This window comes from Enterobacter cloacae complex sp. CARB60 (assembly GCF_036487345.1).
GTDB lineage: Bacteria > Pseudomonadota > Gammaproteobacteria > Enterobacterales > Enterobacteriaceae > Enterobacter > Enterobacter asburiae_D.
This window is the reverse complement of the sequence record NZ_JAZKLC010000002.1, coordinates 3,478,997-3,502,656: the sequence shown is the minus strand read 5'-3', so window position 1 is coordinate 3,502,656 and position 23,660 is coordinate 3,478,997. Positions and strand designations below refer to the sequence as shown.

The following is a 23,660-nucleotide window of genomic DNA, read 5'->3' as shown; positions in this document are numbered from 1 at the left end:
TTATGCCTTCCGGGAATATCGCATGCGCTCGGGCTATTAAAATACGCTGCTTTTCGCCCGCTTTTTAACCTGCTATAACAAATGCCTTACCTTTCAGGGAGTCACCGCCGTGCCCGAAATCAATCATCATGGTCAAACCGTTAACGATATCGTTCCCGACTGGAAAGGCGCGCGCGTCTTAACCCGCACGCCGCTGTTCGGCCAGTATTGTCGCCTGGAGCCGCTGGATGCCGATCGCCACGCGGCCGATCTCTATGAGGCCTACGCGCTGGGCGACGACAGCGACTGGACGTGGCTTGCGAGCACGCAGCCAGCGAGCGTGGAAGCTACCGCGCACTGGATCATGGCTAAGGTGATGGACGATGAGCTGGTGCCGTATGCCGTCATTGATTTACGCACCGAGCGTGCGGTGGGGCTGGTGAGCTATATGGCTAACGAGCGGCTGCTGGGGTCGGTGGAGATCGGGCACGTGACCTGGTCGCGCAGGATGAAAGGGACCCGGATGGGCACCGAAACGGTGTGGCTGCTGCTGAAAAATGCGTTTGAGCACGGCTACCGGCGCCTCGAGTGGAAGTGCGATTCCATGAACATTGCGTCACGCAGCGCGGCGGAGCGGCTGGGGTTTGTCTGGGAAGGACGTCTGCGCCAGAAGCTGGTGCGCAAAGGGCGCAACCGCGACAGCGATATGCTTTCTATTATTGACGGCGAGTGGCCGCAAAGAGACGCCGAACTGCGCGCCTGGCTGGCGGCGGAGAATTTTGACGCACAAGGGCGGCAGATTAAAAGGCTTGAGGCATTTCGGTTATAAGAGCGTTTATGTAGGGTACAGCGACATTCTGTGATTAATCTGCCGAAATCACGATTTCAATTAAGTTGGTTTTGCCGGATTGCAGCCCGTTGGCCACCGCCGTGGCGATGTCCGCCGCCTGGGTAACCCGGCAGCAGCGGATGCCCATGGCGCTGCCCAGCGACTGAAAATCGATGTGCGGGTTAACCAAATCCATTCCGATAAAGCGTCCCAGCTGCGTCGAACTGCAGGCGGGCTGGCTCTTCATAAAGTTTTTGAGCACGTTGTACTCCAGGTTATTCATGACGATAAAGGTTACGGGGAGATTTTCGTGTGCCGCCGTCCAGAGCGCCTGCGGGGAATACAGTGAAGCGCCGTCGCCCATCAGGCACACTACCGGCTCGCGGCCCAGCCCCAGCGAGTGTCCCACCGCCGCAGGCATCCCCCAGCCCAGACCGCCGCCGCGCATGAAGTAGTAGCGCGGGTGCTGCTGGTCGGAAATAAACCGGCGAACGTGTCTGGCCGTTGCAATCGCCTCGTCGACAATCGTGATGCCCGGCGGAACGGACTTTATCACCTCGTAGGCCGCGACCATCGGCGAAATCGCCGGGCGCAGCTGCTCGGCAGCCAGGCGCTCTTCCTGCAGTTGCCACTCTTTTTCACGTTCAGCGCGTGCCGTTTTGAGCAGCCGCTGAGGCGTCAATTTGCTTGCTACCCGGCGTTGCTCAAGCTTCGGTAACAGTTCCTTCAGGGAGAGTTTGATATCCCCCATCACCGAGAGGCGGGTGGCGTAGGTGCGGCCCAGCTCGTTCATGTCGGCTGAAAGCTGATAAACCGCGCACGTCCCCGGGATAGCGTCCCCTTCGCTGTACAGAATGGTGATCAGGCTTCTGCCGCCGATGATAAACACCGCGTCGTAGGCGTTAACGATGCTGGCAATTTCGCAGGCGGTGGTAGGCATGTTGCCGCGCCAGAGCGCGTGCTGCGTGGGAAAGGGGAGGTTCAACGGCCAGGAGGAGCCGTAAACGTGGGCACCGAGCGCTTCCGCAAGCTGGACAATCTCCTGCGTCGAGCCGCTGGAGTGAACTTCATCCCCCGCCACAATCATGATCCTGCCGGGCGTAACCAGGCTCAGCTCCTCCGCCAGGTCGTCCAGCGAGCCCGCCACGGTGTGATAGTTCACTTTAGAGGCCGTTTGTATCCCGGCATCGCTGAGCTCTTCCATCACGTTCATTGGCAGAGAGAGCAGCACCGGACCCGCGGGAGGGTAGCTGGCGGCATGAAAGGCGCGGCGCACAAGAACCGGGAGCTGATCGGCGCTGGTGACCTCCTGCGCCCATTTCACCACCGGCGAACCAATGGAAACAATGTCATCGTACAGGAGCGGGTCGCGCACGTAGTGCCGCGTGTCCTGCTGCCCGACGGTGACCACCAGCGGCGTTTTCATGATCCGCGAGTTGATTAAATTTCCCATCCCGTGCCCAAGACCGCTGGCCGTGTGCAAATTGATAAAACCCGTTTTGCCGGAGGCTTTCGCATAGCCGTCGGCAATGGCGACCACGCTGCTCTCCTGGAGCGCCAGAATATAGTGAATGTTTTCATGACGAAGCAGGGCGTCAATCAGCGGAAGTTCCGTTGTGCCGGGGTTGCCAAATATATATTCCACGCCTTCACTCTCCAGCACCTCAAGGAGAATATCGGCGCCGGAGCGCATATTTAAATCTGATAGGGACGTTAATGATTTAATCATAATGACACCTCATTCAGTATTATTTAAAGCATGCTAAAATTCTTCCTGCGTGGGGCGAACAACAATTTCATTAATATCAACGTCGCCTGGCTGTTCGATGGCAAATAAAACGGAACGGGCAATCGACTCTGCCGGAATAGCCTGCTTGTAAAATTCATGCAGGAACTGTTTGCTCGGGGCATCAGAGCTGCCGAACTGAAGCTCGCTTTCAACGGCGCCGGGGGAAATAAGGGTAGTCCGAATGGTTTTCCCCGCTTCCTGGCGTAACCCTTCGCTCAGGGCGCGGACAGCGAATTTTGTGGCGCTGTACACTACGCCACCGGGGGCAAGAACCTTGATACCCGCCACGGAGGCAACGTTAATAAAGTGTCCGCTTCCCTGACGCTGGAACACCGGGAATGCCGCCGCGATACCGTACAGCACGCCTTTGAGATTGGTATCAATCATCCTATCCCACTCGTCGGTTTTCAGCTCGCTGATGGGGGCGATAGCCATATAGCCCGCGTTGTTGATCAGTACATCGACGCGCTGGTATGCGGCGACGGCGGTGTTTATCGCCTTCTGTACCTCTTCCTGGCGCGTGACATCGGCCTTAACGGCAATCGCCTGTCCGCCCTGCTGAATGATTTGATCCACCAGGGCGTTAATTCTGTCCAGGCGGCGCGCCACCAGGACCAGCGAAAACGGTTTATTGGCTAAATGAAGGGCAATAGCCTGACCGATACCGCTGCTGGCACCGGTGATAACAACAACTTTGTTTGCACTATTATTCATGATCTTATCTCACTGTTGTATGATTCAAAACAAATAAAAAGAAGGGAAGGGTTTAAGAATTATGAAAAATTCTTAAACGCTCGTTTTTGATATATTCTGTATCTGGAATGAAATAATGCTCGCTTAAAACTTAATGGAGTGCGGAAGAGAATGTCAATGACGTTTTTTAATAATTAAATTAATTGCAGTCCTAATATTTAATTCTTATATGTAACAATCATATGAACAGAATGAAATATGCTGACCCCCGCGGCCTTGCGAACAAGGCCTGAGAATTAAATTTTTCCACTGTAGAGCACGGGACCGGTGGGTTGACCGGTAGGTGACCCCCCTTCGGGCTCGAGGCTTATGGCTATCATTGCATCAGGGGTAAGGGTGTTGTTCCTGAGGGCAACATGGGTCGGTATATCACTTTGCAGCAGCCCAAGGGATATCGGGGCCTTCCCGGCAGGAATAAGCCAAAGCTGCAGGCTGTTTTGCGCCGCGACAGCGTTCGGCCTGAGAGGCGTTATGCTCAGATACTGGCGGCGGCTGTCCGCACTGACGATCCACTGTCCGTGCTGTTGGGCATCGTTGAGCACCATTAGCGGTGCGAGTTCCGGCGTGCGGGTGGTATACCAGGCTACCGCGCTAACGGCGGCGATGCCGGCCGCGACCATCCAGCCGAGATAAGGCCGGTTTTGGCGCAAAGGCTTTTTCGGCGGCAGATCGAGGGCGATCCGCTTCCACACCCTCTCGGGTGGGGTAACGGGCACGAGATGACTGTCGAGCGTGCTGAACGTTTCCTGCCAGTACGCCACGCGGGCGGCCAGACCGGGCTCCGCGGCAAGCCTTTTCTGGAACTGAAGCCGCGCCCCTCCGCGCAGGGTGCCGAGGGCATATTCTGCAGCCAGCATGTCATCGCGTTTTTCGCTGTCATTCATAGACCCACGCACTCCCGAAGATGATCCATCGCGCGGCGGATCCAGCTTTTTACCGAGCCCACAGGCTGCTGGAGCCAGTCGGCAATGTCGCTGTGGGACATGCCCTGATAGTAGGCGAGCGTAATACTCTGGCGCTGTTCATGACTCAAATGTTCCAGACAGTGCCTGAGCCGCGCTGCCTGCGCGTCGTCGTGCCAGTTATTCTGCTCATCGCTTTCGCTTAGCTGAATATCTTCCGAATACGACTCCTCATGGGCGGCAGCGCGGGTTTGCCCGCTGCGCAGCCAGTCAATACAGCGGTTGCGAACAATATGCGTAAGCCAGGTCATCGGGGAGCTCAGGGAAGCGTTATAGGTTTCGGCTTTACTCCAGACGGTGACAAAACAGTCGTGAAGGATCTCTTCTGCCCAGGCGTGATGGCGCAGCATGCGCAGCGCGACGGCAAACAGGTGAGGCGATGTGAGTCGGTAAAGTTGTTCAAATGCGCGGCGATCGCCGTTAGCGATCGCCTGCATTAATTTCAACTGCTGTTCAGCCAGCGCGTTATCCATGTTTTTCCCGGAAGGCAACGTCACACTTCCGAAGTATAGACAACTACTTAGGCATCAGGACGGTATCAATCACATCGATCACGCCATTTTTCTGATGGACGTCGTAGGTGCTGATGTTCGCCACGTTGCCTTTACCATCCTTGAGCTGAATATTGTGCGGGCCGTTACTCATGATCCACAGCGGTTGCCCGTTAACGGTTTTCAGCTCCGCGTGGCCGCCGCCCTGTTTAATTTTCTGCTCCAGCGCTTTCATATCGTAATTACCCGCAACCACGTGATAGGTCAGAATGCTGGTGAGCAGCGCTTTATTTTCCGGCTTCACCAGATTGTCGACCGTACCCGCAGGCAATTTTGCAAACGCCGCATCGGTTGGCGCAAAAACGGTAAAAGGCCCTTTGCTCTGCAGCGTCTCCACCAGCCCGGCCGCTTTGACCGCCGCCACCAGGGTGGTGTGATCTTTTGAGTTCACGGCGTTTTCAACAATGTTTTTGCTCGGGAACATTTCCGCTCCGCCCACCATTACGGAGCCAGAGTTCATGGCCGCTGATGCGCCTGCACAGAAGAGCAAGGCGCTGGATACGAATGCAACACTGAGTAGCTTTTTCATCATTTATCCTCGGATTAGGGAGCAAAGGCGTTGCTCACATACTCACATACGAGGGCAGGGGGGAAACTGGATGCAGTGAAATGAAAATAAATTTTTGGCGGGGAAGTGAATTCCCTCTCCCCGGTGGGGAGAGGGGAAATAGCTTAGCGTCTTACCGGCGCCCCGTTCGCCACATAATACGCCGCCGCGCTCTTCGCCAGCGGCTCGCGCCCGCGAATGGCGTCGGCAATCTTCTCACCAATCATAATGGTGGTGGCGTTCAGGTTGCCGGTGACGATCTGCGGCATGATCGACGCATCCACCACGCGCAGCCCTTCCAGTCCGTGAACGCGGCCTTCACCGTCGACCACCGCCATCTCGTCATAGCCCATCTTGCAGGTTCCGCACGGGTGGAAGGCGGTTTCGGCGTGGTTACGCACGAACTCGTCCAGCTGTTCGTCGGTCTGGCATTCGACGCCCGGGCTGATTTCACGACCGCGGTATTTGTCCAGCGCGGGCTGGTGCATGATCTCACGCGTGATGCGGATCGCGTCGCGGAACTCCTGCCAGTCCTGCTCGTGGGACATATAGTTGAACAGGATCGCCGGATGCTGGTGCGGATCGCGGGACTTAATCCGCACGTGGCCGCGGCTCGGGGAGCGCATCGATCCGACGTGGCACTGGAAGCCATGTTCTTTTACCGCGTTCGAGCCGTTGTAGTTAATCGCTACCGGCAGGAAGTGGTACTGAATGTTCGGCCACTCGAATTCTTCGCGGCTGCGGATAAACCCTCCGGCCTCAAAGTGGTTGCTCGCGCCCACGCCGGTGCCGCCAAACAGCCACTCGGCGCCAATCTTCGGCTGGTTCCACCACTGCAGGGCAGGGTAGAGGGAGACCGGCTCTTTGCATTCGTACTGGAGGTACATCTCCAGGTGATCCTGCAGGTTTTCGCCCACGCCGGGCAGGTCGTGCACCAGCGGAATATCAAACTGCTTCAGCAGGTCCGCGCTGCCCACGCCGGAGCGCTGGAGGATCTGCGGGGAGGCAATGGCCCCTGCGCACAGCAAGACTTCTTTGTTCGCCGTCGCTTTGGACGGAATGGTGCTTTCGCCCTCCAGCCACTCGACGCCCACCGCGCGTTTGCCGTTAAAGACAATATGATCTGTCATGGCGTGGGTGCGGATGGTCAGGTTAGGGCGCTTTTTGGCCTGGTCCAGATAGCCGCGCGCGGTGCTGGCGCGTCGGCCCTGCGGCGTGACCGTGCGGTCCATCGGGCCGAAGCCTTCCTGCTGGTAGCCGTTGAGATCCTCGGTGCGCGGGTAGCCCGCCTGCACGCCCGCTTCCACCATCGCTTCAAACAGCGGGTTCACGCCCGGCTTCGAGGTGGTGACGCTCACCGGACCGTCGCCGCCGTGATAGTCGTTCGGCCCCACGTCGCGCGTTTCGGCCTTGCGGTAGTAGGGCAGACAGTTGAGGTAGCTCCAGTGCTCAAGGCCCGTTTCTTTCGCCCAGTTGTCGAGATCCATCGCGTTACCGCGGATGTAGCACATGCCGTTGATCAGCGACGAACCGCCCAGCCCTTTGCCGCGTCCGCACTCCATGCGGCGGTTGTTCATGTACGGCTCTGGCTCGGTTTCATACGCCCAGTTGTAGCGCTTGCCCTGCAGCGGGAACGCCAGCGCGGCGGGCATCTGGGTGCGGAAGTCAAAGCGGTAGTCCGGGCCGCCCGCCTCAAGCAGCAGGACGGTGGTGTTCGGATCTTCAGTCAGTCGCGTTGCCAGCACGTTGCCGGCAGAGCCGGCCCCGATAATGATGTAGTCAAATTGCAAATAAACCTCCCGGTTAAAATATGGACTGGAATTTACCCATCTCAACCTGGATGGACTTCACCTGGGTGTAGCTCTGGAGCGTCATCACGCCGTTCTCGCGGCCAATGCCGGAGTGTTTGTAGCCGCCGACCGGCATCTCTGCGGCGGATTCACCCCAGGTGTTGATCCAGCAGATGCCCGCTTCGAGCTGATGAATGGCGCCGTGCGCGCGGTTCAGGTCGGCAGTCACGATGCCCGCCGCCAGGCCGTAGTCGGTGTCGTTGGCGCGGCGAATGGCTTCTTCGTCACTTTCATAAGTGAGGATGGACATCACCGGGCCGAAGATCTCTTCGCGCACGATGGTCATCTCGTCGGTGCAGTCGGTGAACACGGTCGGGGCGACCCACGCGCCGTTGTCAAAGCCGTCACCCTTCAGCGCATCGCCGCCGCACAGCACGCGCGCGCCTTCCTCTTTGCCTTTAGCGTTGTAGCGCAGCACGCTGTCGCGGTGCGGGAAGCTGACCATCGGGCCAAAGTTGGTGCGTTCATCGAACAGATCGCCCGAGCGGATGCGGCCCACGCGCTCGACGATTTTCTGCTCAAACGCGGCCTTAGATTTCGCGGGCACGAACACGCGGGTGCCGTTGGTGCACACCTGGCCGGAGCTGAAGAAGTTCGCCATCATCGCGATGTCTGCCGCGAGATCGAGATCCGCGTCGTCGAAAATAATCAGCGGGGATTTGCCGCCCAGCTCCATCGTCACCTCTTTCAGGGACGAGGCCGCCGAGTTGGCCATCACCTTTTTGCCGCTGGCGACGCCGCCGGTGAAGGAGACTTTCGCGATGCCCGGATGCTCGGTCAGGTACTGGCCGGTCTCCGCGCCCACGCCCGGCAGGACGTTAAACACGCCGTCCGGAACGCCCGCTTCGGTGTAGATCTCGGCAAGCTTCAGGGCGGTGAGCGGGGTCACCTCGCTTGGCTTGAAGATCATCGCGTTGCCCGCCGCCAGCGCCGGGGCCGATTTCCACAGGGCGATCTGGATCGGGTAGTTCCACGCGCCGATGCCCGCCACCACGCCCAGCGGCTCGCGGCGGGTGTAGACGAATGAGGTCTCGCGCAGCGGGATCTGGCTGCCTTCCAGCGCCGGGATCAGCCCCGCGTAGTACTCCAGCACGTCCGCGCCGGTGACGATGTCGACGGTTGAGGTTTCGGAATACGCTTTACCGGTGTCGAGGGTTTCAAGCTTCGCCAGCTCGTCGTTACGCTCGCGCAGGATATCGACGGCGCGACGCAGGATGCGCGAGCGCTCCATGGCGGTCATCGCCGCCCAGATTTTTTGCCCGCGCTGTGCGCTTTCCACGGCGCGATCGACGTCTTCTCTCCCGGCGGCCTGTACGCTCGCCAGAACTTCACCGTTGGCCGGGTTGATGGTCTCGAAGGTGCGACCGCTGGTGGCGGATGTATAACCACCATTGATATAAAGCTGCTGTTCTGCCATTCGGGACATAAATTCTCCTCGGTTATTCGGTCGGTAAATGCTGGCTGATAAAGTGGCTGGTGAGCGATTGCGCCAGGGTCTTATCCAGCGGCTTGCCGCTCAGCGCGGCGCGCAGCCACAGCCCGTCGATCAGCGCCGCCAGCCCGTAGCCCGCCTCCTGGGCCTGCTCGCGCGGCAGCTCGCGGCGGAACTCGTACACCAGGTTCGACAGCAGACGGCGGCTGCTCACCTGCTGCAGGCGGTAGAGCATCGGCTGGTGCATGCTGCTCGCCCAGAAGGCCAGCCAGGCCTTCATGGCCGCGCCGCTGGTCTGGGTTTCATCAAAGTTGCCGGCGACAATCGCCTGCAGGCGCTGCTCCGCGCTGCCGTCCGGCAGGGCGCGTAAGCGGCTTACTACCGCGTCGCGCAGCTGTCCGGTGATGTCGCGCATGGTCGCTTCCAGCAGGCCGTTTTTGTCTTTGAAGTAGTGGCTGATGATCCCCGTGGAAACGCCCGCCCGGCGGGCGATCTGCGCGATCGTCGCATCATGCATACCCACTTCATTTATTGCTTCCAGCGTGGCGTCGATAAGCTGCCTGCGCCGGATCGGCTGCATCCCCACTTTGGGCATTTTTGCCACTCCATTCATCAGCGTTAGTAATACATTAAAGCTGTTTTTGATTGGACGTTCAATATAAAATGTGTCTTAATTGTTGCGGATTTGGATTTTAATAGTTGCAAAAACAGTGGGGATACTGGATGACAGACCTTTCACAGGACAGAGAAAAAGACAAAATCAACCCGGTCGTTTTTTATACTTCCGCCGGGCTGATTTTGTTGTTTTCCCTGACGACGATCTTCTTTCGTGATTTTTCTGCCGAGTGGATTGGGCGCACCCTGAACTGGGTGTCGAAGACCTTCGGCTGGTACTATCTTCTGGCCGCGACGCTCTATATCGTCTTCGTGGTCTGCATCGCCTGCTCGCGCTTCGGTTCGGTGAAGCTCGGGCCAGAGCAGTCCAAGCCCGAGTTCAGCCTGCTGAGCTGGGCCGCGATGCTGTTTGCCGCGGGCATCGGCATCGACCTGATGTTCTTCTCCGTGGCGGAACCGGTCACGCAGTATATGCAGCCGCCGGAAGGGGCAGGGCAGACGATGGAGGCCGCGCGCCAGGCGATGGTCTGGACGCTGTTCCACTACGGCCTGACGGGCTGGTCGATGTACGCCCTGATGGGCATGGCTCTCGGATACTTTAGCTATCGTTATAATTTGCCCCTCACCATCCGCTCCGCCCTGTATCCGATTTTCGGTAAAAAAATTAACGGCCCGATTGGCCACAGCGTCGATATCGCGGCGGTTATCGGCACCATCTTCGGTATTGCGACGACGCTCGGGATTGGCGTGGTGCAGCTCAACTACGGGCTGAGCGTGCTGTTTGATATCCCGGATTCGATGGCGGCCAAGGCGGCGCTGATTGCGCTCTCCGTCATTATTGCCACCATCTCGGTGACGTCGGGCGTGGATAAAGGCATCCGCGTGCTCTCCGAGCTGAACGTGGCGCTGGCGTTGGGGCTGATCCTGTTCGTGCTGTTTATGGGCGATACCTCGTTCCTGCTCAATGCCTTAGTGCTCAACGTAGGCGACTACGTAAACCGCTTTATGGGTATGACGCTGAACAGCTTCGCCTTCGACCGCCCGGTAGAGTGGATGAACAACTGGACGCTGTTCTTCTGGGCGTGGTGGGTCGCGTGGTCGCCGTTCGTTGGCCTGTTCCTCGCGCGTATTTCACGTGGCCGCACCATCCGCCAGTTTGTGATGGGCACGCTGATTATCCCGTTCACCTTTACCCTGCTGTGGCTGTCGGTGTTCGGCAACAGCGCGCTGCACGAGATCATTCACGGCAATGCAACCTTCGCGCAGGAAGCGATGGCGCACCCGGAGCGCGGCTTCTATAGCCTGCTGGCGCAGTACCCGGCGTTCACCTTTAGCGCCTCCGTGGCGACCATCACCGGCCTGCTGTTCTACGTTACCTCGGCGGATTCCGGCGCGCTGGTGCTGGGCAACTTCACCTCGATGCTTAAAGACATCAACAGCGACGCGCCGAACTGGCTGCGCATCTTCTGGTCCGTCGCTATCGGCCTGCTCACGCTCGGTATGCTGATGACCAACGGCATCTCGGCGTTGCAGAACACCACGGTGATCATGGGGCTGCCGTTCAGCTTCGTCATCTTCTTTGTGATGGCCGGGCTGTATAAATCGCTCAAGGTGGAAGACTACCGCCGCGTCAGCGCCAGCCGCGACACCGCGCCGCGTCCGATGGGCGCGCAGGACAGGCTGAGCTGGAAGAAACGCCTCTCGCGCCTTATGAACTACCCGGGCACGCGCTACACCAAACAGATGATGGAGACGGTCTGCTTCCCGGCGATGGAAGAGGTGGCCCAGGAGCTGAAGCTGCGCGGCGCGTACGTGGAGCTGAAAAACCTGCCGCCGGAGGAGGGCGAGACCCTGGGGCACCTGGACCTGCTGGTGCACATGGGCGACGAGCAGAACTTTGTCTATCAGATCTGGCCGCAGCAGTATTCGGTACCCGGGTTTACCTACCGGGCGCGCAGCGGGAAGTCGACCTACTACCGTCTTGAGACCTTCCTGCTGGAAGGGAGCCAGGGGAATGATTTGATGGACTACAGCAAGGAGCAGGTGATTACGGACATTCTGGACCAGTATGAACGGCACCTGAACTTTATCCATCTGCACAGGGAAGCGCCGGGGAATAGCGTGATGTTCCCGGATGTCTAAACGGATTCTTAAAATACCTTTTATCTGTATATAAATACAGTTGTGTGGCGCAATATTACTCAAGGAAGAGTAACCATGCAGCAAAAGCCTGGTGCTGAAGCATTCAGGCTTTTGCTGCGTCCAGGGAAGGAACTATGGATGAGTCACGCGATAGAGTTTATCGAAACATCACTCTTTACCCGGCAGATTAAAAGCATTGCTCCGGATGATGAATTAAAGGATCTCCAAAAGGAACTCATTGCCTGGCCTGATAAAGGCGATTTAATTCAGCATACAGGCGGGCTACGTAAAATAAGAATGGCTATTGGCTCAAAGGGAAAGAGTGGTGGGGCCAGAGTCATATATTTTCTGGCTACTGAAGAGGTGATTTATTTCCTCATGGCCTATCCAAAAAGCATGAAGGACAGCCTGACCGATGTAGAGAAAGCTGAACTCAAAAAGCTCACGTCTGTTCTCACAAATACCGCTTCCAGTTCCGTCAATTAAAGGTGTACTATGTACTCCATCAGGCGAAAAGAGGCAGACAATGAGTATCTTTGATGAACTGAAGGCTTCGCTTGAAGAGGCTGCCGAGATCCAACGTGGTAAGAAAACGCCATCACGAGTAACTCGCTATGAGGTCGCGGATGTTCGGGCGATAAGAGAGCAGTTAAATGTCACTCAAAGCGAAATGGCGAAGGCTCTGGGTACAAGCGTTGACACGATTAAAAGCTGGGAGTCGAAACGGCGAAACCCAACGGGATTAGCGGCGAAAGTGCTGAATGTGATTAGAGATAATCCCGCGTTTTACAGAGCGCTTGCGGGGCAGTGAACGTCGGGTGGCGCTGCGCTTACACGGCCTACAAAACCGCTTTACCGTAGGCCTGATAAGCGCAGCGCCATCAGGCTTTTAGCAGCGTCCACACGTTCCCATCATTATGCTGCCAGACGAGGGTGAAGCGTTTACCCTCAGGATAGTCTCCAGCCGGGCGCGAAAGCGCCAGTGTGATTGTTTTTTCCGTTACCTCTGTGACTCTCGCCCACTCAAAACCCATGTAAATCTTCATCTGCGGGAAGAGGGCTTTAAACAAACTCTCTTTGGCGCTAAAAGCGAGCGTCAATGCCAGCGCAAAAGGGTAGCCCGAGTGCATCAGGCATATCGCTTCCTGCGCATCAACGATGCCGTCCTGGATTTCGCGGGCTTCAGGTTCTGGAAGAATGGCTTCGCAATCAATACCCACCAGCGCATCTGGATGACGGACGACAACTGCCATCGCCTGCGTGCCGCTGTGGGTGATGCTGCCCGAAACCCCTTCCGGCCAGAGCGGTTCGCCGCTGGGGCCGATGCCGGGAACGGCGTGGTCAGGTAAGGCATGCGCGGCGGCGATGCGTCCGGCAAGATGCTCGGCTTTGCGTTTGCGTCCGGCGTCAGCCAGCTGCGCGTGGTGGGGAAGCCAGAGGAGATCGGCGTCGGTGAAGGTCGTGGGATCGAAGGTGACGTGATGGACGGTGTGGCCGGCGAGAATGAACGTGCTGTGGGTGGTGTGCATGTTTTTCCTTCAGAATTGTGCGGCCTGATGCCCTCACCCCGGCCCTCTCCCACGGGGAGAGGGAGCAAACATTAAAAACGGCAACGGGGTTGCCGTTTTGATTTTACCTAGAAACGCGTATTCACGCTCATGTACCAGGTGCGACCCGGTTCATTATACGTATACGCACCCGCACCGTACATATACGCACCGGTGGTGGCGTTGCCGGTGGTCTGGGCATTACCCGCGCGCCACTGGCGTTTGTCGAAGACGTTATCCACGCCGCCGGTCAGGCTGACGTTTTTGGTCATGTCCCAGGTTGCGCTCAGGCCAACGATGCTGTACGGGCTGACTTCATCTTTCTCAGACCCGGTCACAGGCTGACCTTTGTAGTTGTACTTCTTCGGCTGCTGCTTGCCGTACCAGGTGAAGGTCGACTGGAGCGACACGTCCTGATGAACCTGCCAGCTCAGGGTAGAGTTCAGCGTGTACTCCGGAATGATCGACAGACGGTCGCCGGTCTCCTTGTTCTTGCTCTGCAGCATGTAGGTGATGTTGTTGGTCCAGTTGATCGTGTCGCTGACCGGCACGTTCAGGGAGCCTTCCAGCCCTTCCACCACCGCTTTCGGCACGTTTTCCCACTGGTAGATATCCGTCTGCACTTTACCGGAAGAGGTGTGACCAATCGGCGCGTAGCCCGCTTCAATCTTGTCGCGGTAGTCGTTGCGGAACCAGGTCACGCCCGCCAGCCAGCCGTCGCGTTTCCACTCCAGGCCAATCTCTTTGTTGATGCTGGTTTCCGCTTTCAGGTCGTCGTTGCCCATCATGTAGCAGCCCACGCCGTCACCGCTGGCATAGCAGCCCTGGCCTTTGCTGTACAGCAGGTAGTTCGGGTTGGTCTGGTACAGGCTCGGCGCTTTGTAGGCGCGCGCGATCCCCATCTTCAGCGTGAAGTCATCCCCCAGACCCTGCGACAGGTTCAGGGACGGGCTCCAGTTGTTGCCGACGATGGTGTGATGGTCGAAGCGCAGCGCCGGGGTCAGCATGGTGCTGTCGGTCAGCTCCATATTGTTTTCAGCGAACAGGGAGAAGATTTCCGCTGAGGTGTACGGGCTGCGATCGTTACTCATGCCCGGAATGGTGCCGCCCTGCTGGGTTTGCGTAAAGGAGGTTGAGTCCTTCATGCGCTGCTGGTTCCACTCGGTTCCCAGGGTCAGGTTCTGGTTGACGAGGAAATCAATCGGCAGGTTGATTTCGCTGTGCAGCATCACGTCGGCCAGGTCGGTGTCGGTGAATTTGTTGCTGTTGAACAGGCCTTCCAGCCCGCCCGCCAGCCCTTCGCCCAGGCGGGAGTTGCGGGTGTGTTCGTACTGCGCCCAACTGCTGGTGGTGATGCCGTTGTCCCAGCCGCCGTTCCAGGTGACCGCGAAGTTCTGACGATAAATACGGTTAGTTTCTTTGCCGTAGTTTTTCTTCACCAGCCCGCTGGAGCTGTTGTCGTTGTTGGTGTTCTGGGTATCGCCCGCGTAGAGGTTGTTCTGGCGGCTGTAGCCAGCCTCAAACTCCAGGGACTGCATTGGCGCAAAGTCCCAGCGCACCACGCCGTTGATGTCTTTATTCTCCACACCCTCACGGCCCGCCGGCAGCGTGTCGGCGTAGGCACCGGTACGATCGGACTGATGGCCCTGGTTGATATCCCACGCGTCGGCCTGGGTTTTGTCCAGATTACCAAACATGCGGAAGCTGAAATCGCCGCCCAGCGGGCCGCTCAGGCTGAAGTTGGTGCGTTTGGTGGAACCTTCGTCCTTGTGTTCTGGTGCATTCAGGTAGGTGTTCCAGGAGCCGTGCCACTGGTCGTCGAATTTTTTGGTGATGATGTTTACCACGCCGCCTGCCGCACCGTTGCCGTAGCGCGCGGCCGCCGGGCCGCGGATCACTTCGATGCGTTCGATCATCTCTGGCGGCACCCAGCCGGTATCGCCGCGGGTGTCGCGCTCGCCGCGCCAGCCCAGACGGATCGAGTTACGGCTGGTCACCGGCTTGCCGTCGATCAGGATCAGCGTGTTTTCCGGCCCCATGCCGCGGATATCAATCTGACGGTTATTCCCGCGCTGGCCGCTGGTGGAGTTTCCGGTCAGGTTAACGCCCGGCATGGTGCGGATGATTTCAGCCACATCCCGCGCGGGCGGGTTTTTGCGGATCTCATCGGCGGTGATGGTTGACACGCCCGGCGCCTGTAAATTCTGTTCGGCGGCGGTGATCACCATCGTATCTTCGTGCTGCGCAGAGGCGGTTTTGTCGTCTGCCATGGCGGGCAGCGCGACACCATAAATCCCTAAATTGACCAGCAAGGCCAGAGAGTGAATCTTCTTATTCATTGTACGTCCCGCTTTTATGGTTATTTAATGAGCGCGCTTCCCACAGCGCGGGCATTACGCTATTGCAAATGCAAATAGTTATCAATAATATTATCAATAAAATTTGTCCTGAAACAAAAAAGACTGTTAAACATGAGGTTATAAGGGTGACGGCGTTAACAACGGGAAGTGAAGCGTGGTGGCAGTCCAAAAATGGGCCTGAATGGAAGCCTGAAAAGGGAGCATATCGCGTCACGTTCTGGTGGCGTGACCCGAAAGGAACGCAAGATTCTTCACCCGTCAAACGCGTCTGGCTCTACATCACCGGCGTGACCGATCACCATCAAAATGCCCGCCCGCAATCCCTCGAACGCATCCCGGATACCGACGTCTGGCAGTGGCAGGGCGAGTTCAGCCCCGAGTGGCGCGGGAGCTACTGTTTTATCCCATCTGTGGATGAAAATGATTTTGCCAGCGCAGTGTTTGAAGGCGCGCGTCCGGACCGCATGGCGCTGCGCGAAGGCTGGCGTAAGCTGCTGCCGCATGCGGTGTCCGACCCGCTGAATCCGCAGAGCTGGCGCGGCGGGCGCGGTCATGCCGTCTCGGCGCTGGAGATGCCGGACGCGCCCGTTCAGCCCGGCTGGGATCGTCCCGATACGCCGTATCAGCCGCCGGTCTGCATTGAGTGGAACAGCGCGCGTCTGAACAACCGCCGCCGCGTGTGGATTTTTACCACCGGGGATGACGGCCCCGAGCGCCCGCTGGCGGTGCTGCTCGACGGGCAGTTCTGGGCCGAAAGTATGCCGGTCTGGCCCGCGCTGGCCTCGCTCACCGCCGAGCGCAAGCTGCCGCCTGCGGTCTACGTATTAATTGATGCGATCGACACGGAACACCGCAGCCGCGAATTGCCCTGTAACTCCGATTTCTGGCTGGCGTTACAGGAAGAACTTCTCCCTCACGTAAAAAATCTCGCGCCGTTCAGCGACCGCGCCGACCGTACCGTGGTGGCGGGCCAGAGCTTTGGCGGACTCTCTTCGCTTTATGCTGGCCTCAACTGGCCGCAGCGTTTTGGCTGCGTGCTGAGCCAGTCCGGCTCGTACTGGTGGCCGCACCGCGGCGGGCAGCAGGACGGGTGCCTCATCGAACAGCTCAGAGCGGGCGAGCTAACCGCGAGCGGGCTACATATCGTCCTGGAGGCCGGGCGCAACGAGCCGCTGATTTTCAATGCCAATCAGGCGATTTACGCCGAACTACGCGCGCAGCAGCAGGTTACCTGGCGTCAGGTTGACGGCGGACACGATGCGCTTTGCTGGCGCGGTGGGCTGACGCAGGGGCTGATGACCCTCTGGCAGCCGCTCATTCAATAACGGAGTCTGTATGGAATTCAGCAATCCTTTCGATAATCCGCAGGGACAGTTCGCCATTTTGCAAAACGACCAGGGGCAGTACAGCCTGTGGCCGCAGCAGTGCGAGCTGCCGGCGGGGTGGCGCGTGGTGTGCGAGGCGCAGTCTCAGGAGGCGTGCCAGCAGTGGCTGGCCGGCCACTGGCGCACGCTTGAACCGTCCCATTTTGCGGAGGGGAGCGCATGAACCGTCTTCCTCTCGTCGCCGCCCAGCCGGGTATCTGGATGGCGGAACAGCTGTCCTCCCTGCCAAACGCCTGGAGCGTGGCGCACTTCACCGAACTGAAAGGCGACATCGACGCGCCATTGCTGGCAAAAGCGATTGCTGAAGGCATGATGCAGGCCGATACCCTGCGGATGCATTTTGCCGAGGAGAACGGCGAGGTGTGGCAGTGGGTGGATGACACCTTCATTCTGCCGGAGCCGTCCATCGTTCGCGTTGCCTCTCACGACGACGCCGTGGCGCTGATGGAGGCCGATCTCAATCAAAACCTGCGCGTCGACAGCGGTCAGCCGCTGGCGTTACATAAGCTGATTCAGGTGGGAGAAAGCCACTGGTACTGGTATCAGCGCTATCACCATCTGGTGGTGGATGGCTTCAGCTTCCCGGCCATTACCCGCCAGATCGCCGCTATTTACGCCGCGTGGAAGAAGGGGGAACCGACGCCCGCCTCCCCGTTTACGCCGTTTGCCGGGGTGGTGGACGAGTATCAGCGCTATCGCGACAGCGAGGCTTACGCGCGCGACGGCGCCTTCTGGGCCGAGCAGCGCAGGCAGCTTCCTTCTCCGGTCTCGCTCTCTTCCGCGCCGCTGCCGGGACGCGCCGCCACCACCGATATCCTGCGCCTGAAAATTGCCGCCGACGGTCGCGCATTTAGCCAGCTTGCACAGGCGGCAGGGCAGGCGCAGCGTACCGATCTGGCGCTTGCGCTGGTGGCGCTGTGGCTGGGCCGACTGACCGGACGGCTCGACTACGCCGCCGGGTTTATCTTTATGCGCCGCATGGGCTCCGCCGCGCTGACCGCGACCGGGCCGGTGCTCAACGTCCTGCCGCTGGCGGTGAATATCAACCCGCAGGAGAGCCTGTCGGAGTTGGCGCTGCGCCTGGCGAACCAGCTGAAAAAAATGCGCCGCCACCAGCGCTACGACGCCGAGCAGATCGTGCGCGACGGCGGGCGTGCAGCAGGCGACGAAGCGCTGTTTGGCCCGGTGCTGAACGTCAAGGTGTTCGACTATCAGCTCGATATCGACGGCGTGGAGGCCATCACCCACACGCTGGCAACCGGCCCGGTGAACGATCTGGAGCTGGCGCTGTTCCCGGACGAGCAGGGCGGGTTGAGCATTGAGATCCTCGCCAATAAACAGCGTTACGATGAAGCAACGCTTTCCCGACACGTCGCGCGTCTGAACGCGATGCTGATGCAGTTTGCGGCCAACCCTGATCTGCGCTGCGGCGAAGTGGAAACCGTTTCGGAGCAGGAATATCAGCAGCTGGCGCGCATCAACGATACCGGGCTGGCGCTGCCGTCCACCACGCTGGCGGAGCTGGTGGCGGAGCAGGCGAGCAAAACGCCGGACGCCCCCGCGCTGGCGGATGCGCATATTGAACTCAGCTATCGTCAGATGCGCGAGCAGGTGGTCGCGCTGGCAAACCTGCTGCGCGAGCGCGGCGTGAAGCCGGGCGACAGCGTGGCGGTGGCCCTGCCGCGCTCGGTGTTCCTGACGCTGGCGCTGCACGGTATCGTCGAGGCCGGCGCCGCGTGGCTGCCGCTCGACACCGGCTACCCGGACGACCGTCTGCGGATGATGCTGGAAGATGCCAAACCTTCGTTGCTCATCACCACCAACGAGCAGCTCCCGCGCTTTAGCGATCTGCCCATTACGGCGTTTAGTTACAACACACTGTTACCGGCTGCGGGTGCTGAACCGCTGCGGCTGGCGACACCGGAGCAGACCGCGTACATCATCTTTACCTCTGGTTCGACGGGCCGCCCGAAAGGGGTCATGGTCGGCCATACCGCCATCGTTAACCGTCTGAAGTGGATGCAGGACCATTACCCGCTGGACGCGACGGACGTGGTGGCGCAGAAAACGCCGTGCAGCTTTGACGTGTCGGTGTGGGAGTTCTGGTGGCCGTTTATCGCCGGGGCGAAGCTGGTGATGGCCGAGCCGGAGGCGCACCGCGATCCGCAGGCGATGCAGAGCTTCTTCGCACGGTACGGCGTGACCACCACCCACTTCGTGCCGTCGATGCTGGCGGCGTTTGTCGCCTCGCTGACCCCGGAAAACGTGACGTGCTGCAAAACCCTTAAGCAGGTGTTCTGCAGCGGCGAAGCGCTGCCGACCGAGCTGTGCCGCGAGTGGGAGCAGCTCACCCGTGCGCCGCTGCACAACCTCTATGGCCCAACGGAAGCGGCGGTGGACGTCAGCTGGTATCCGGCGTTTGGCCCCGAGCTGGCGGCGGTGAAGGGCAACAGCGTGCCGATCGGCTTCCCGGTGTGGAACACGGGGCTGCGCATTCTGGACGCGATGATGCGCCCGGTGCCGTTCGGCGTGGCGGGCGACCTTTATCTCACCGGCATTCAGCTGGCGCAGGGGTATCTGGGCCGTCCGGATCTCACCGCCAGCCGCTTTATTGCCGACCCGTTTGCCCCCGGCGAGCGGATGTACCGCACCGGCGACGTGGCCCGCTGGCTGGACAACGGCGCGGTGGAATATCTCGGCCGCAGCGACGACCAGCTGAAAATTCGCGGCCAGCGCATCGAGCTGGGTGAAATCGACCGGGCGATGCTGTCGCTGCCGGACGTGGCGCAGGCCGTGGCGCACGCCTGCGTGTTCAATCAGGCGGCGGCAACCGGCGGCGATGCCCGCCAGCTGGTGGGCTACGTGGTTTCTGAATCCGGTTTACCGCTGGATCGCGACGCGCTGCTGGAGTTGCTCAAAGCGCAGCTGCCGCCGCACATGGTGCCGGTGGTGCTGCTGCAAATCAGCTCGCTGCCGCTCAGCGCGAACGGCAAGCTCGACCGCAAGGCGCTGCCGCTGCCGGAGTTGACCAGCAAAACCTCCGGGCGCGCGCCGGAAACCGAAACCGAAGCCGCCGTCGCGCAGGCGTTTTCTGCCCTGCTGGGCTGCGAGGTCAACGATATTGAGGCCGACTTCTTTGCCCTCGGCGGACACTCGCTGCTGGCGATGCGCCTGGCCGCACAGCTTAGTCGCGCGTTCGACCGTAAGGTTACGCCGGGGCAGATTATGGTCGCCTCGACGGTGAGCAAGCTCAGCGCGCTGCTGGACTCGCAGATGAGCGACGAACAGGCGCAGCGTCTGGGGTATGAAACCCTGCTGCCGCTGCGCGAAGGCAACGGCCCGACGCTGTTCTGCTTCCATCCGGCGTCCGGCTTTGCCTGGCAGTTTAGCGTGCTGGCGCGCTATCTCGGCCCGCGCTGGTCGATTACCGGCATTCAGTCGCCGCGCCCGGACGGGCCGATGCAGCAGCGTGCGGATCTGGATGGGGTGATTGAGCATCACCTGGCTACGCTGCGTCAGCAGCAGCCGCAGGGGCCGTATTATCTGTTCGGCTATTCCCTCGGCGGTACGCTGGCGCAGGGTATCGCCGCCCGTCTGTGCGAGCTGGGTGAAGAGGTGGCCTTCCTCGGCCTGCTGGATACCTGGCCGCCGGAAACCCAGAACTGGGCGGAGAAAGAGGCTAACGGCCTCGACCCGGAAGTGCTGGCGGAAATCGAGCGCGAGCGTCAGGCGTTTATCGCCGCCCAGCAGGGGCAGGGCTCCAGCGAGCTGTTTAACGCTATCGAGGGTAACTACGCCGACGCGGTGCGGTTGCTCACCACGGCGCACAGCGCGCGCTTTGACGGCAAAGCGACGCTGTTTGTCGCCGAGCGCACGCGAACGATGGATCCGCAGGTCGCGTGGGCGCCGTGGGTGGCGGAGCTTGAGGTGTACAGCCAGGACTGCGCCCACGTGGATATCATTTCACCGCAGGCGTTTGAGAAGATCGGGCCGGTGTTGAAGGAGATATTGGGGTAACGTCAAAAGCGCCGGGTGGCGGCTGCGCCTTACCCGGCCTACGGATCCGTGGTTGATGTTTGTTGGGTTTGCTCCCTCTCCCTGTGGGAGAGGGCTGGGGTGAGGGCATCAGACCGCACGTTTACCCAACGGCACAACCAGCGGCGTTCCCGCCACCGGATCGTCAATAATCATGCAGCGCATGCCGTAGATCCGCTCGATCAGCTCCGGCGTCACAATCTCTTTCGGCGCGCCCTGCGCCACAATCTCACCGTCTCGCAAGGCAATCAGGTGCGTGGCGTAGCGGCACGCCTGGTTCAAATCGTGCAGCACCGCTGCCAGGGTATACCCCTGCGTGCGGTTCAGCTCGCTCAGCAGCTCCAGCAGGTCAATCTGATGGCTGATGTCGAGCCAGGTCGTCGGCTCGTCCAGCAGCATAATCGACGTTTCCTGCGCCAGCACCATCGCGATCCACGCGCGCTGGCGCTGCCCGCCGGAAAGGGTGTCCACGCTCTGCTGGGCCAGATCGGTAATCCCCGTCGCCCGCATCGCGCGGTTCACCGCCTCATCGTCTTCTTTGCGCCAGCGGGTAAACAACGGCTGGTGCGGATAGCGCCCGCGCGAGACCAGCTCCTGCACCGTGATGTCCCCCGGCGTGGTGGCGTTTTGCGCCAGCAGCCCGATGCGCCTGGCCACCTCTTTGCTGGCGAAGCGCTGGATCTGCTCCCCGTCGAGGAACACGCTGCCCTCAGACGGCGTCATCAGGCGGCTCAGGGTGCGCAGCAGGGTCGATTTGCCGCAGCCGTTCGGCCCGATGATTGCCGTAAAATGGCCGTCCGGAATGGCGACGGATAAGTCACGGGCAATGATTTTTTTGCCGTAGCCGAGGGTTAAGTTTTCGCCGCGCAAGCGGGTGGTTGTGTCTGTCATTTCCTGCGTGACTCCTGAACGAGCAAGACGATGAGGTAAATCCCGCCGAGGCTGACGGTCACCACGCCCACCGGCAGTTGATAAGGCATAAACAGCCGCTGGGCGCAGAGATCGGCGGCCAGCAGCAGCAGTGCGCCGCACAGCGCCGCCTGGGTTAAGCCCCAGCGCGCCGTCCCGCTAAGGCGGCGGGCGATGTGCGGTGCCACGAGGGCGATAAACGAGATCGGCCCGGCGATGGCCGTAGAGGCGGCGGTCAGCAGTACGGCGACCAGCATCAGCATCAGGCGCGAGCGTTCGACGCTTACGCCCAGCGCACAGGCGCTGTCGTCGCCCATCTCCAGCAGGCGCATACGGCGCACCAGCAGCAGCGCACCGATAAACATCAGCAAAATCAGCGGCGCGGCGGGCCAGGTTTTGCCCCACGTCAGGCCGTTGAGGGAGCCGGCGTACCACAGCCCGGCGGAGAGCGCGGTTTCCAGCGAGGCCTGCAGTAAAAGCCAGGTGTTAAAGGCCATCAGCATGGCGCGTATGCCGATCCCGATGACGATCAGGCGGAAGGTGTCGATACCGTTGCGCCAGGCCAGCGCCCAGATCAGTAAGGAGGTCAGAATGCCGCCCGCCATTGCCGTAAAGGTAATCGCCGTCAGGTGCTGACCAAACAGCACCATCGCCACCAGCACGCCGCTCCAGGCCCCGGTGTTGAGGCCCATCACGTCCGGGCTGCCGAGCGGGTTACGCATTAGCGACTGGAATATCGCACCGCTCACGCCGAGCGCCGCGCCGACCAGAATCGCCATCGCCACGCGCGGCAGTCGCCACTCCATCACCACCATGGTGATGTTGCGCGGCGCGCTGCCGAGCAGGGCGTTAAACACCTGAGCAAAATCGAGCGTCACCGCGCCGCTGCGCAGGCTCCAGACCGCCAGCAGCAGAATGGCGATGAGCAGCAGGGAGACGCTGGTGAGTAAACGACGGGACGGGGCCATCATGCGCCACCTCCGCGTTTACGGCGTACCAGGAAGATCAGCACCGGCGCGCCGATAAATGCGCTGACCACCGAGACGCGCAGCTCGCCGGGCACCAGCAGGCGGCCCAGCACGTCGGCAAACAGCAGCAGGGCAGGGGTGGCCAGCAGCGTCACCGGCAGCGACCAGCGGTGATCCGCCCCCACCAGCCAGCGGGCCATGTGCGGCATCATCAGGCCAATAAAAGCGATCGGGCCAACCACGGCGGTCGCGCTGCCGCACAGCACGGTGATCGCCAGAAGACCAATCAGCTGCGTGCGCGCGACGCGGTTGCCGAGGGCGGTCGCGGTGTCGCTACCGAGGCTCAGGCTGTTGAGCGACCGGCTTAAAAACAGCGCCACGGCGGCGGCGATAATGACCGGGATCGCCACCACTTTTAGGGTTTCAAGGGTGCGGATATCCAGCGAACCGGCCTGCCAGAAGCGCAGCTGGTCGTAAACGTCCGGGTTGAGCAGGGCGATGCCGTTGGATAAGCCTTCCAGAACCGCCGCGAGCGCCACGCCCGCCAGCGTCAGGCGGACCGGACTCAGCTGCCCGCCGCCCTGACTGCCGGTAAAGGCCACGACCAGCGAGGCGGCCAGCGCGCCGCAAAAGGCCATGACCAGCTGCTCGGAGGGCGACGTTAGCCCGAACAGCGCCGCGCCGAGCACGATGGCAAAACTGGCACCGGAGTTAACGCCGAGAATACCGGGGTCCGCCAGCGGGTTACGGGTGAGGGTTTGCATCAGCGCGCCGGCAAGGCCGAGCGCGCCACCCGCCAGCAGTCCGGCAAGGGAGCGGGGCAGTCGGGCGTCAAGCACGATGATGCAGTCAGCGCTCTGGCAGGTGCCGGAGAGCGCATCAACGATAACGGACGCGGGCAGCGGCTTCGCGCCGACCAGCAGGCTGAGTGCAACCGCAAGGCTCAGGAGCAGCAGTAAAACGGGCACGGCAACGGCGCGCACCGCAGAAGAGGAAAACGACATAGC

The 23,660-nt window shown here is 60.4% G+C and carries 20 protein-coding genes; 7 read left to right on the top strand and 13 right to left on the bottom strand.

What is annotated here, in order from left to right:
* Window positions 1–109 precede the first annotated feature (109 nt).
* Window positions 110–808 (top strand): GNAT family N-acetyltransferase, encoded by a 699-nt coding sequence (locus V4835_RS17905; protein WP_331413076.1) that lies wholly within the window; start codon window positions 110–112, stop codon window positions 806–808.
* A 34-nt stretch (window positions 809–842) separates the two neighbouring features.
* Here the strand turns inward: V4835_RS17905 and V4835_RS17900 are convergent, their stop codons facing one another.
* The 8 genes from V4835_RS17900 to betI form a co-directional block, all read right to left on the bottom strand.
* On the bottom strand, window positions 843–2,537 hold the full coding sequence (locus tag V4835_RS17900) for a thiamine pyrophosphate-binding protein (protein ID WP_331413075.1): 1,695 nt from the start codon (window positions 2,535–2,537) through the stop codon (window positions 843–845).
* 33 nt (window positions 2,538–2,570) lie between these two features.
* Window positions 2,571–3,311 carry an SDR family oxidoreductase gene (locus V4835_RS17895; RefSeq protein ID WP_331413074.1) on the bottom strand — a complete coding sequence of 247 codons (741 nt, stop codon included), beginning with the start codon at window positions 3,309–3,311 and terminating at the stop codon, window positions 2,571–2,573.
* A gap of 275 nt (window positions 3,312–3,586) precedes the next feature.
* On the bottom strand, window positions 3,587–4,234 hold the full coding sequence (locus V4835_RS17890) for an anti-sigma factor (protein WP_331414148.1): 648 nt from the start codon (window positions 4,232–4,234) through the stop codon (window positions 3,587–3,589).
* Window positions 4,231–4,785, bottom strand: coding sequence for an RNA polymerase sigma factor (locus V4835_RS17885; RefSeq protein WP_331413072.1), 555 nt, complete (start codon window positions 4,783–4,785; stop codon window positions 4,231–4,233). Before V4835_RS17885 ends, V4835_RS17890 begins: the two co-directional genes overlap by 4 nt.
* Before the next feature lie 43 nt (window positions 4,786–4,828).
* Window positions 4,829–5,392: a fasciclin domain-containing protein gene (locus V4835_RS17880; RefSeq protein ID WP_331413070.1), complete on the bottom strand. Its 564-nt coding sequence runs from the start codon at window positions 5,390–5,392 to the stop codon at window positions 4,829–4,831.
* Window positions 5,393–5,535: 143 nt separating this feature from the next.
* Entirely contained in the window at window positions 5,536–7,200 is a 1,665-nt protein-coding gene (gene betA, locus V4835_RS17875) for a choline dehydrogenase (RefSeq protein WP_331413068.1), read from the bottom strand.
* 13 nt (window positions 7,201–7,213) lie between these two features.
* On the bottom strand, window positions 7,214–8,686 hold the full coding sequence (gene betB, locus V4835_RS17870; RefSeq protein WP_331413067.1) for a betaine-aldehyde dehydrogenase: 1,473 nt from the start codon (window positions 8,684–8,686) through the stop codon (window positions 7,214–7,216).
* Window positions 8,687–8,699: 13 nt separating this feature from the next.
* Window positions 8,700–9,287 (bottom strand): transcriptional regulator BetI, encoded by a 588-nt coding sequence (gene betI, locus V4835_RS17865; protein ID WP_331414146.1) that lies wholly within the window; start codon window positions 9,285–9,287, stop codon window positions 8,700–8,702.
* Window positions 9,288–9,415: 128 nt separating this feature from the next.
* Between betI and betT the strand changes: the two genes are divergently transcribed.
* The 3 genes from betT to nadS all read left to right on the top strand — a co-directional run bounded on the left by betT (window position 9,416) and on the right by nadS (window position 12,260).
* Window positions 9,416–11,449, top strand: coding sequence for a choline BCCT transporter BetT (gene betT, locus V4835_RS17860; protein ID WP_331413065.1), 2,034 nt, complete (start codon window positions 9,416–9,418; stop codon window positions 11,447–11,449).
* Window positions 11,450–11,587: 138 nt separating this feature from the next.
* Window positions 11,588–11,935 (top strand): type II toxin-antitoxin system RelE/ParE family toxin, encoded by a 348-nt coding sequence (locus tag V4835_RS17855; RefSeq protein WP_331414144.1) that lies wholly within the window; start codon window positions 11,588–11,590, stop codon window positions 11,933–11,935.
* Window positions 11,936–11,975: 40 nt separating this feature from the next.
* Window positions 11,976–12,260 (top strand): NadS family protein, encoded by a 285-nt coding sequence (nadS, locus tag V4835_RS17850; protein ID WP_063145250.1) that lies wholly within the window; start codon window positions 11,976–11,978, stop codon window positions 12,258–12,260.
* Window positions 12,261–12,330: 70 nt separating this feature from the next.
* On the opposite strand, the gene entD is transcribed toward nadS, so the two are convergent.
* Together entD and V4835_RS17840 are read right to left on the bottom strand one after the other, a co-directional pair.
* Window positions 12,331–12,978, bottom strand: coding sequence for an enterobactin synthase subunit EntD (gene entD, locus V4835_RS17845; protein ID WP_331413063.1), 648 nt, complete (start codon window positions 12,976–12,978; stop codon window positions 12,331–12,333).
* A gap of 107 nt (window positions 12,979–13,085) precedes the next feature.
* Complete coding sequence (locus V4835_RS17840) at window positions 13,086–15,335, bottom strand: TonB-dependent siderophore receptor (protein ID WP_063145252.1); 2,250 nt, start codon at window positions 15,333–15,335, stop codon at window positions 13,086–13,088.
* Between the two features lie 146 nt (window positions 15,336–15,481).
* Between V4835_RS17840 and fes the strand changes: the two genes are divergently transcribed.
* The 3 genes from fes to entF are packed head-to-tail and all read left to right on the top strand — an operon-like array spanning window position 15,482 to window position 20,758.
* The gene (gene fes, locus V4835_RS17835) at window positions 15,482–16,681 is read left to right on the top strand and encodes an enterochelin esterase (RefSeq protein ID WP_331413061.1); all 1,200 of its coding nucleotides are present in this window, start codon (window positions 15,482–15,484) and stop codon (window positions 16,679–16,681) included.
* Between the two features lie 10 nt (window positions 16,682–16,691).
* Window positions 16,692–16,904: an MbtH family protein gene (locus V4835_RS17830; protein WP_032662857.1), complete on the top strand. Its 213-nt coding sequence runs from the start codon at window positions 16,692–16,694 to the stop codon at window positions 16,902–16,904.
* Window positions 16,901–20,758 (top strand): enterobactin non-ribosomal peptide synthetase EntF, encoded by a 3,858-nt coding sequence (entF, locus tag V4835_RS17825; RefSeq protein ID WP_331413060.1) that lies wholly within the window; start codon window positions 16,901–16,903, stop codon window positions 20,756–20,758. Before V4835_RS17830 ends, entF begins: the two co-directional genes overlap by 4 nt.
* Window positions 20,759–20,866: 108 nt before the next feature.
* Here entF and fepC read toward each other — a convergent pair whose 3' ends face one another.
* From fepC to fepD, 3 genes are read right to left on the bottom strand one after another with little or no spacing between them, the layout of a single operon-like run.
* A complete protein-coding gene (gene fepC / locus V4835_RS17820) occupies window positions 20,867–21,667 on the bottom strand; it encodes an iron-enterobactin ABC transporter ATP-binding protein (protein WP_331413059.1) in 801 nt (266 codons plus the stop codon).
* Complete coding sequence (fepG, locus tag V4835_RS17815) at window positions 21,664–22,653, bottom strand: iron-enterobactin ABC transporter permease (RefSeq protein WP_331414143.1); 990 nt, start codon at window positions 22,651–22,653, stop codon at window positions 21,664–21,666. The genes fepC and fepG overlap by 4 nt, the downstream gene beginning before the upstream one ends.
* Window positions 22,653–23,657 (bottom strand): Fe(3+)-siderophore ABC transporter permease, encoded by a 1,005-nt coding sequence (gene fepD / locus V4835_RS17810; RefSeq protein WP_331413058.1) that lies wholly within the window; start codon window positions 23,655–23,657, stop codon window positions 22,653–22,655. Before fepD ends, fepG begins: the two co-directional genes overlap by 1 nt.
* Window positions 23,658–23,660: the final 3 nt, after the last annotated feature.

Excerpts from the sequence above, each read along its gene's own strand:
- V4835_RS17880 (WP_331413070.1), bottom strand. The coding sequence starts at position 5,392 with ATGAAAAAGCTACTCAGTGTTGCATTCGTATCCAGCGCCTTGCTCTTC.
- V4835_RS17890 (WP_331414148.1), bottom strand. The coding sequence starts at position 4,234 with ATGAATGACAGCGAAAAACGCGATGACATGCTGGCTGCAGAATATGCC.
- betI (WP_331414146.1), bottom strand. The coding sequence starts at position 9,287 with ATGCCCAAAGTGGGGATGCAGCCGATCCGGCGCAGGCAGCTTATCGAC.
- fepG (WP_331414143.1), bottom strand. The coding sequence starts at position 22,653 with ATGGCCCCGTCCCGTCGTTTACTCACCAGCGTCTCCCTGCTGCTCATC.
- betT (WP_331413065.1), top strand. The coding sequence starts at position 9,416 with ATGACAGACCTTTCACAGGACAGAGAAAAAGACAAAATCAACCCGGTC.
- V4835_RS17895 (WP_331413074.1), bottom strand. The coding sequence starts at position 3,311 with ATGAATAATAGTGCAAACAAAGTTGTTGTTATCACCGGTGCCAGCAGC.
- entF (WP_331413060.1), top strand. The coding sequence starts at position 16,901 with ATGAACCGTCTTCCTCTCGTCGCCGCCCAGCCGGGTATCTGGATGGCG.
- entD (WP_331413063.1), bottom strand. The coding sequence starts at position 12,978 with ATGCACACCACCCACAGCACGTTCATTCTCGCCGGCCACACCGTCCAT.
- V4835_RS17885 (WP_331413072.1), bottom strand. The coding sequence starts at position 4,785 with ATGGATAACGCGCTGGCTGAACAGCAGTTGAAATTAATGCAGGCGATC.
- V4835_RS17855 (WP_331414144.1), top strand. The coding sequence starts at position 11,588 with ATGAGTCACGCGATAGAGTTTATCGAAACATCACTCTTTACCCGGCAG.
- V4835_RS17900 (WP_331413075.1), bottom strand. The coding sequence starts at position 2,537 with ATGATTAAATCATTAACGTCCCTATCAGATTTAAATATGCGCTCCGGC.
- nadS (WP_063145250.1), top strand. The coding sequence starts at position 11,976 with ATGAGTATCTTTGATGAACTGAAGGCTTCGCTTGAAGAGGCTGCCGAG.
- betB (WP_331413067.1), bottom strand. The coding sequence starts at position 8,686 with ATGTCCCGAATGGCAGAACAGCAGCTTTATATCAATGGTGGTTATACA.
- fepC (WP_331413059.1), bottom strand. The coding sequence starts at position 21,667 with ATGACAGACACAACCACCCGCTTGCGCGGCGAAAACTTAACCCTCGGC.
- V4835_RS17840 (WP_063145252.1), bottom strand. The coding sequence starts at position 15,335 with ATGAATAAGAAGATTCACTCTCTGGCCTTGCTGGTCAATTTAGGGATT.
- fepD (WP_331413058.1), bottom strand. The coding sequence starts at position 23,657 with ATGTCGTTTTCCTCTTCTGCGGTGCGCGCCGTTGCCGTGCCCGTTTTA.
- V4835_RS17830 (WP_032662857.1), top strand. The coding sequence starts at position 16,692 with ATGGAATTCAGCAATCCTTTCGATAATCCGCAGGGACAGTTCGCCATT.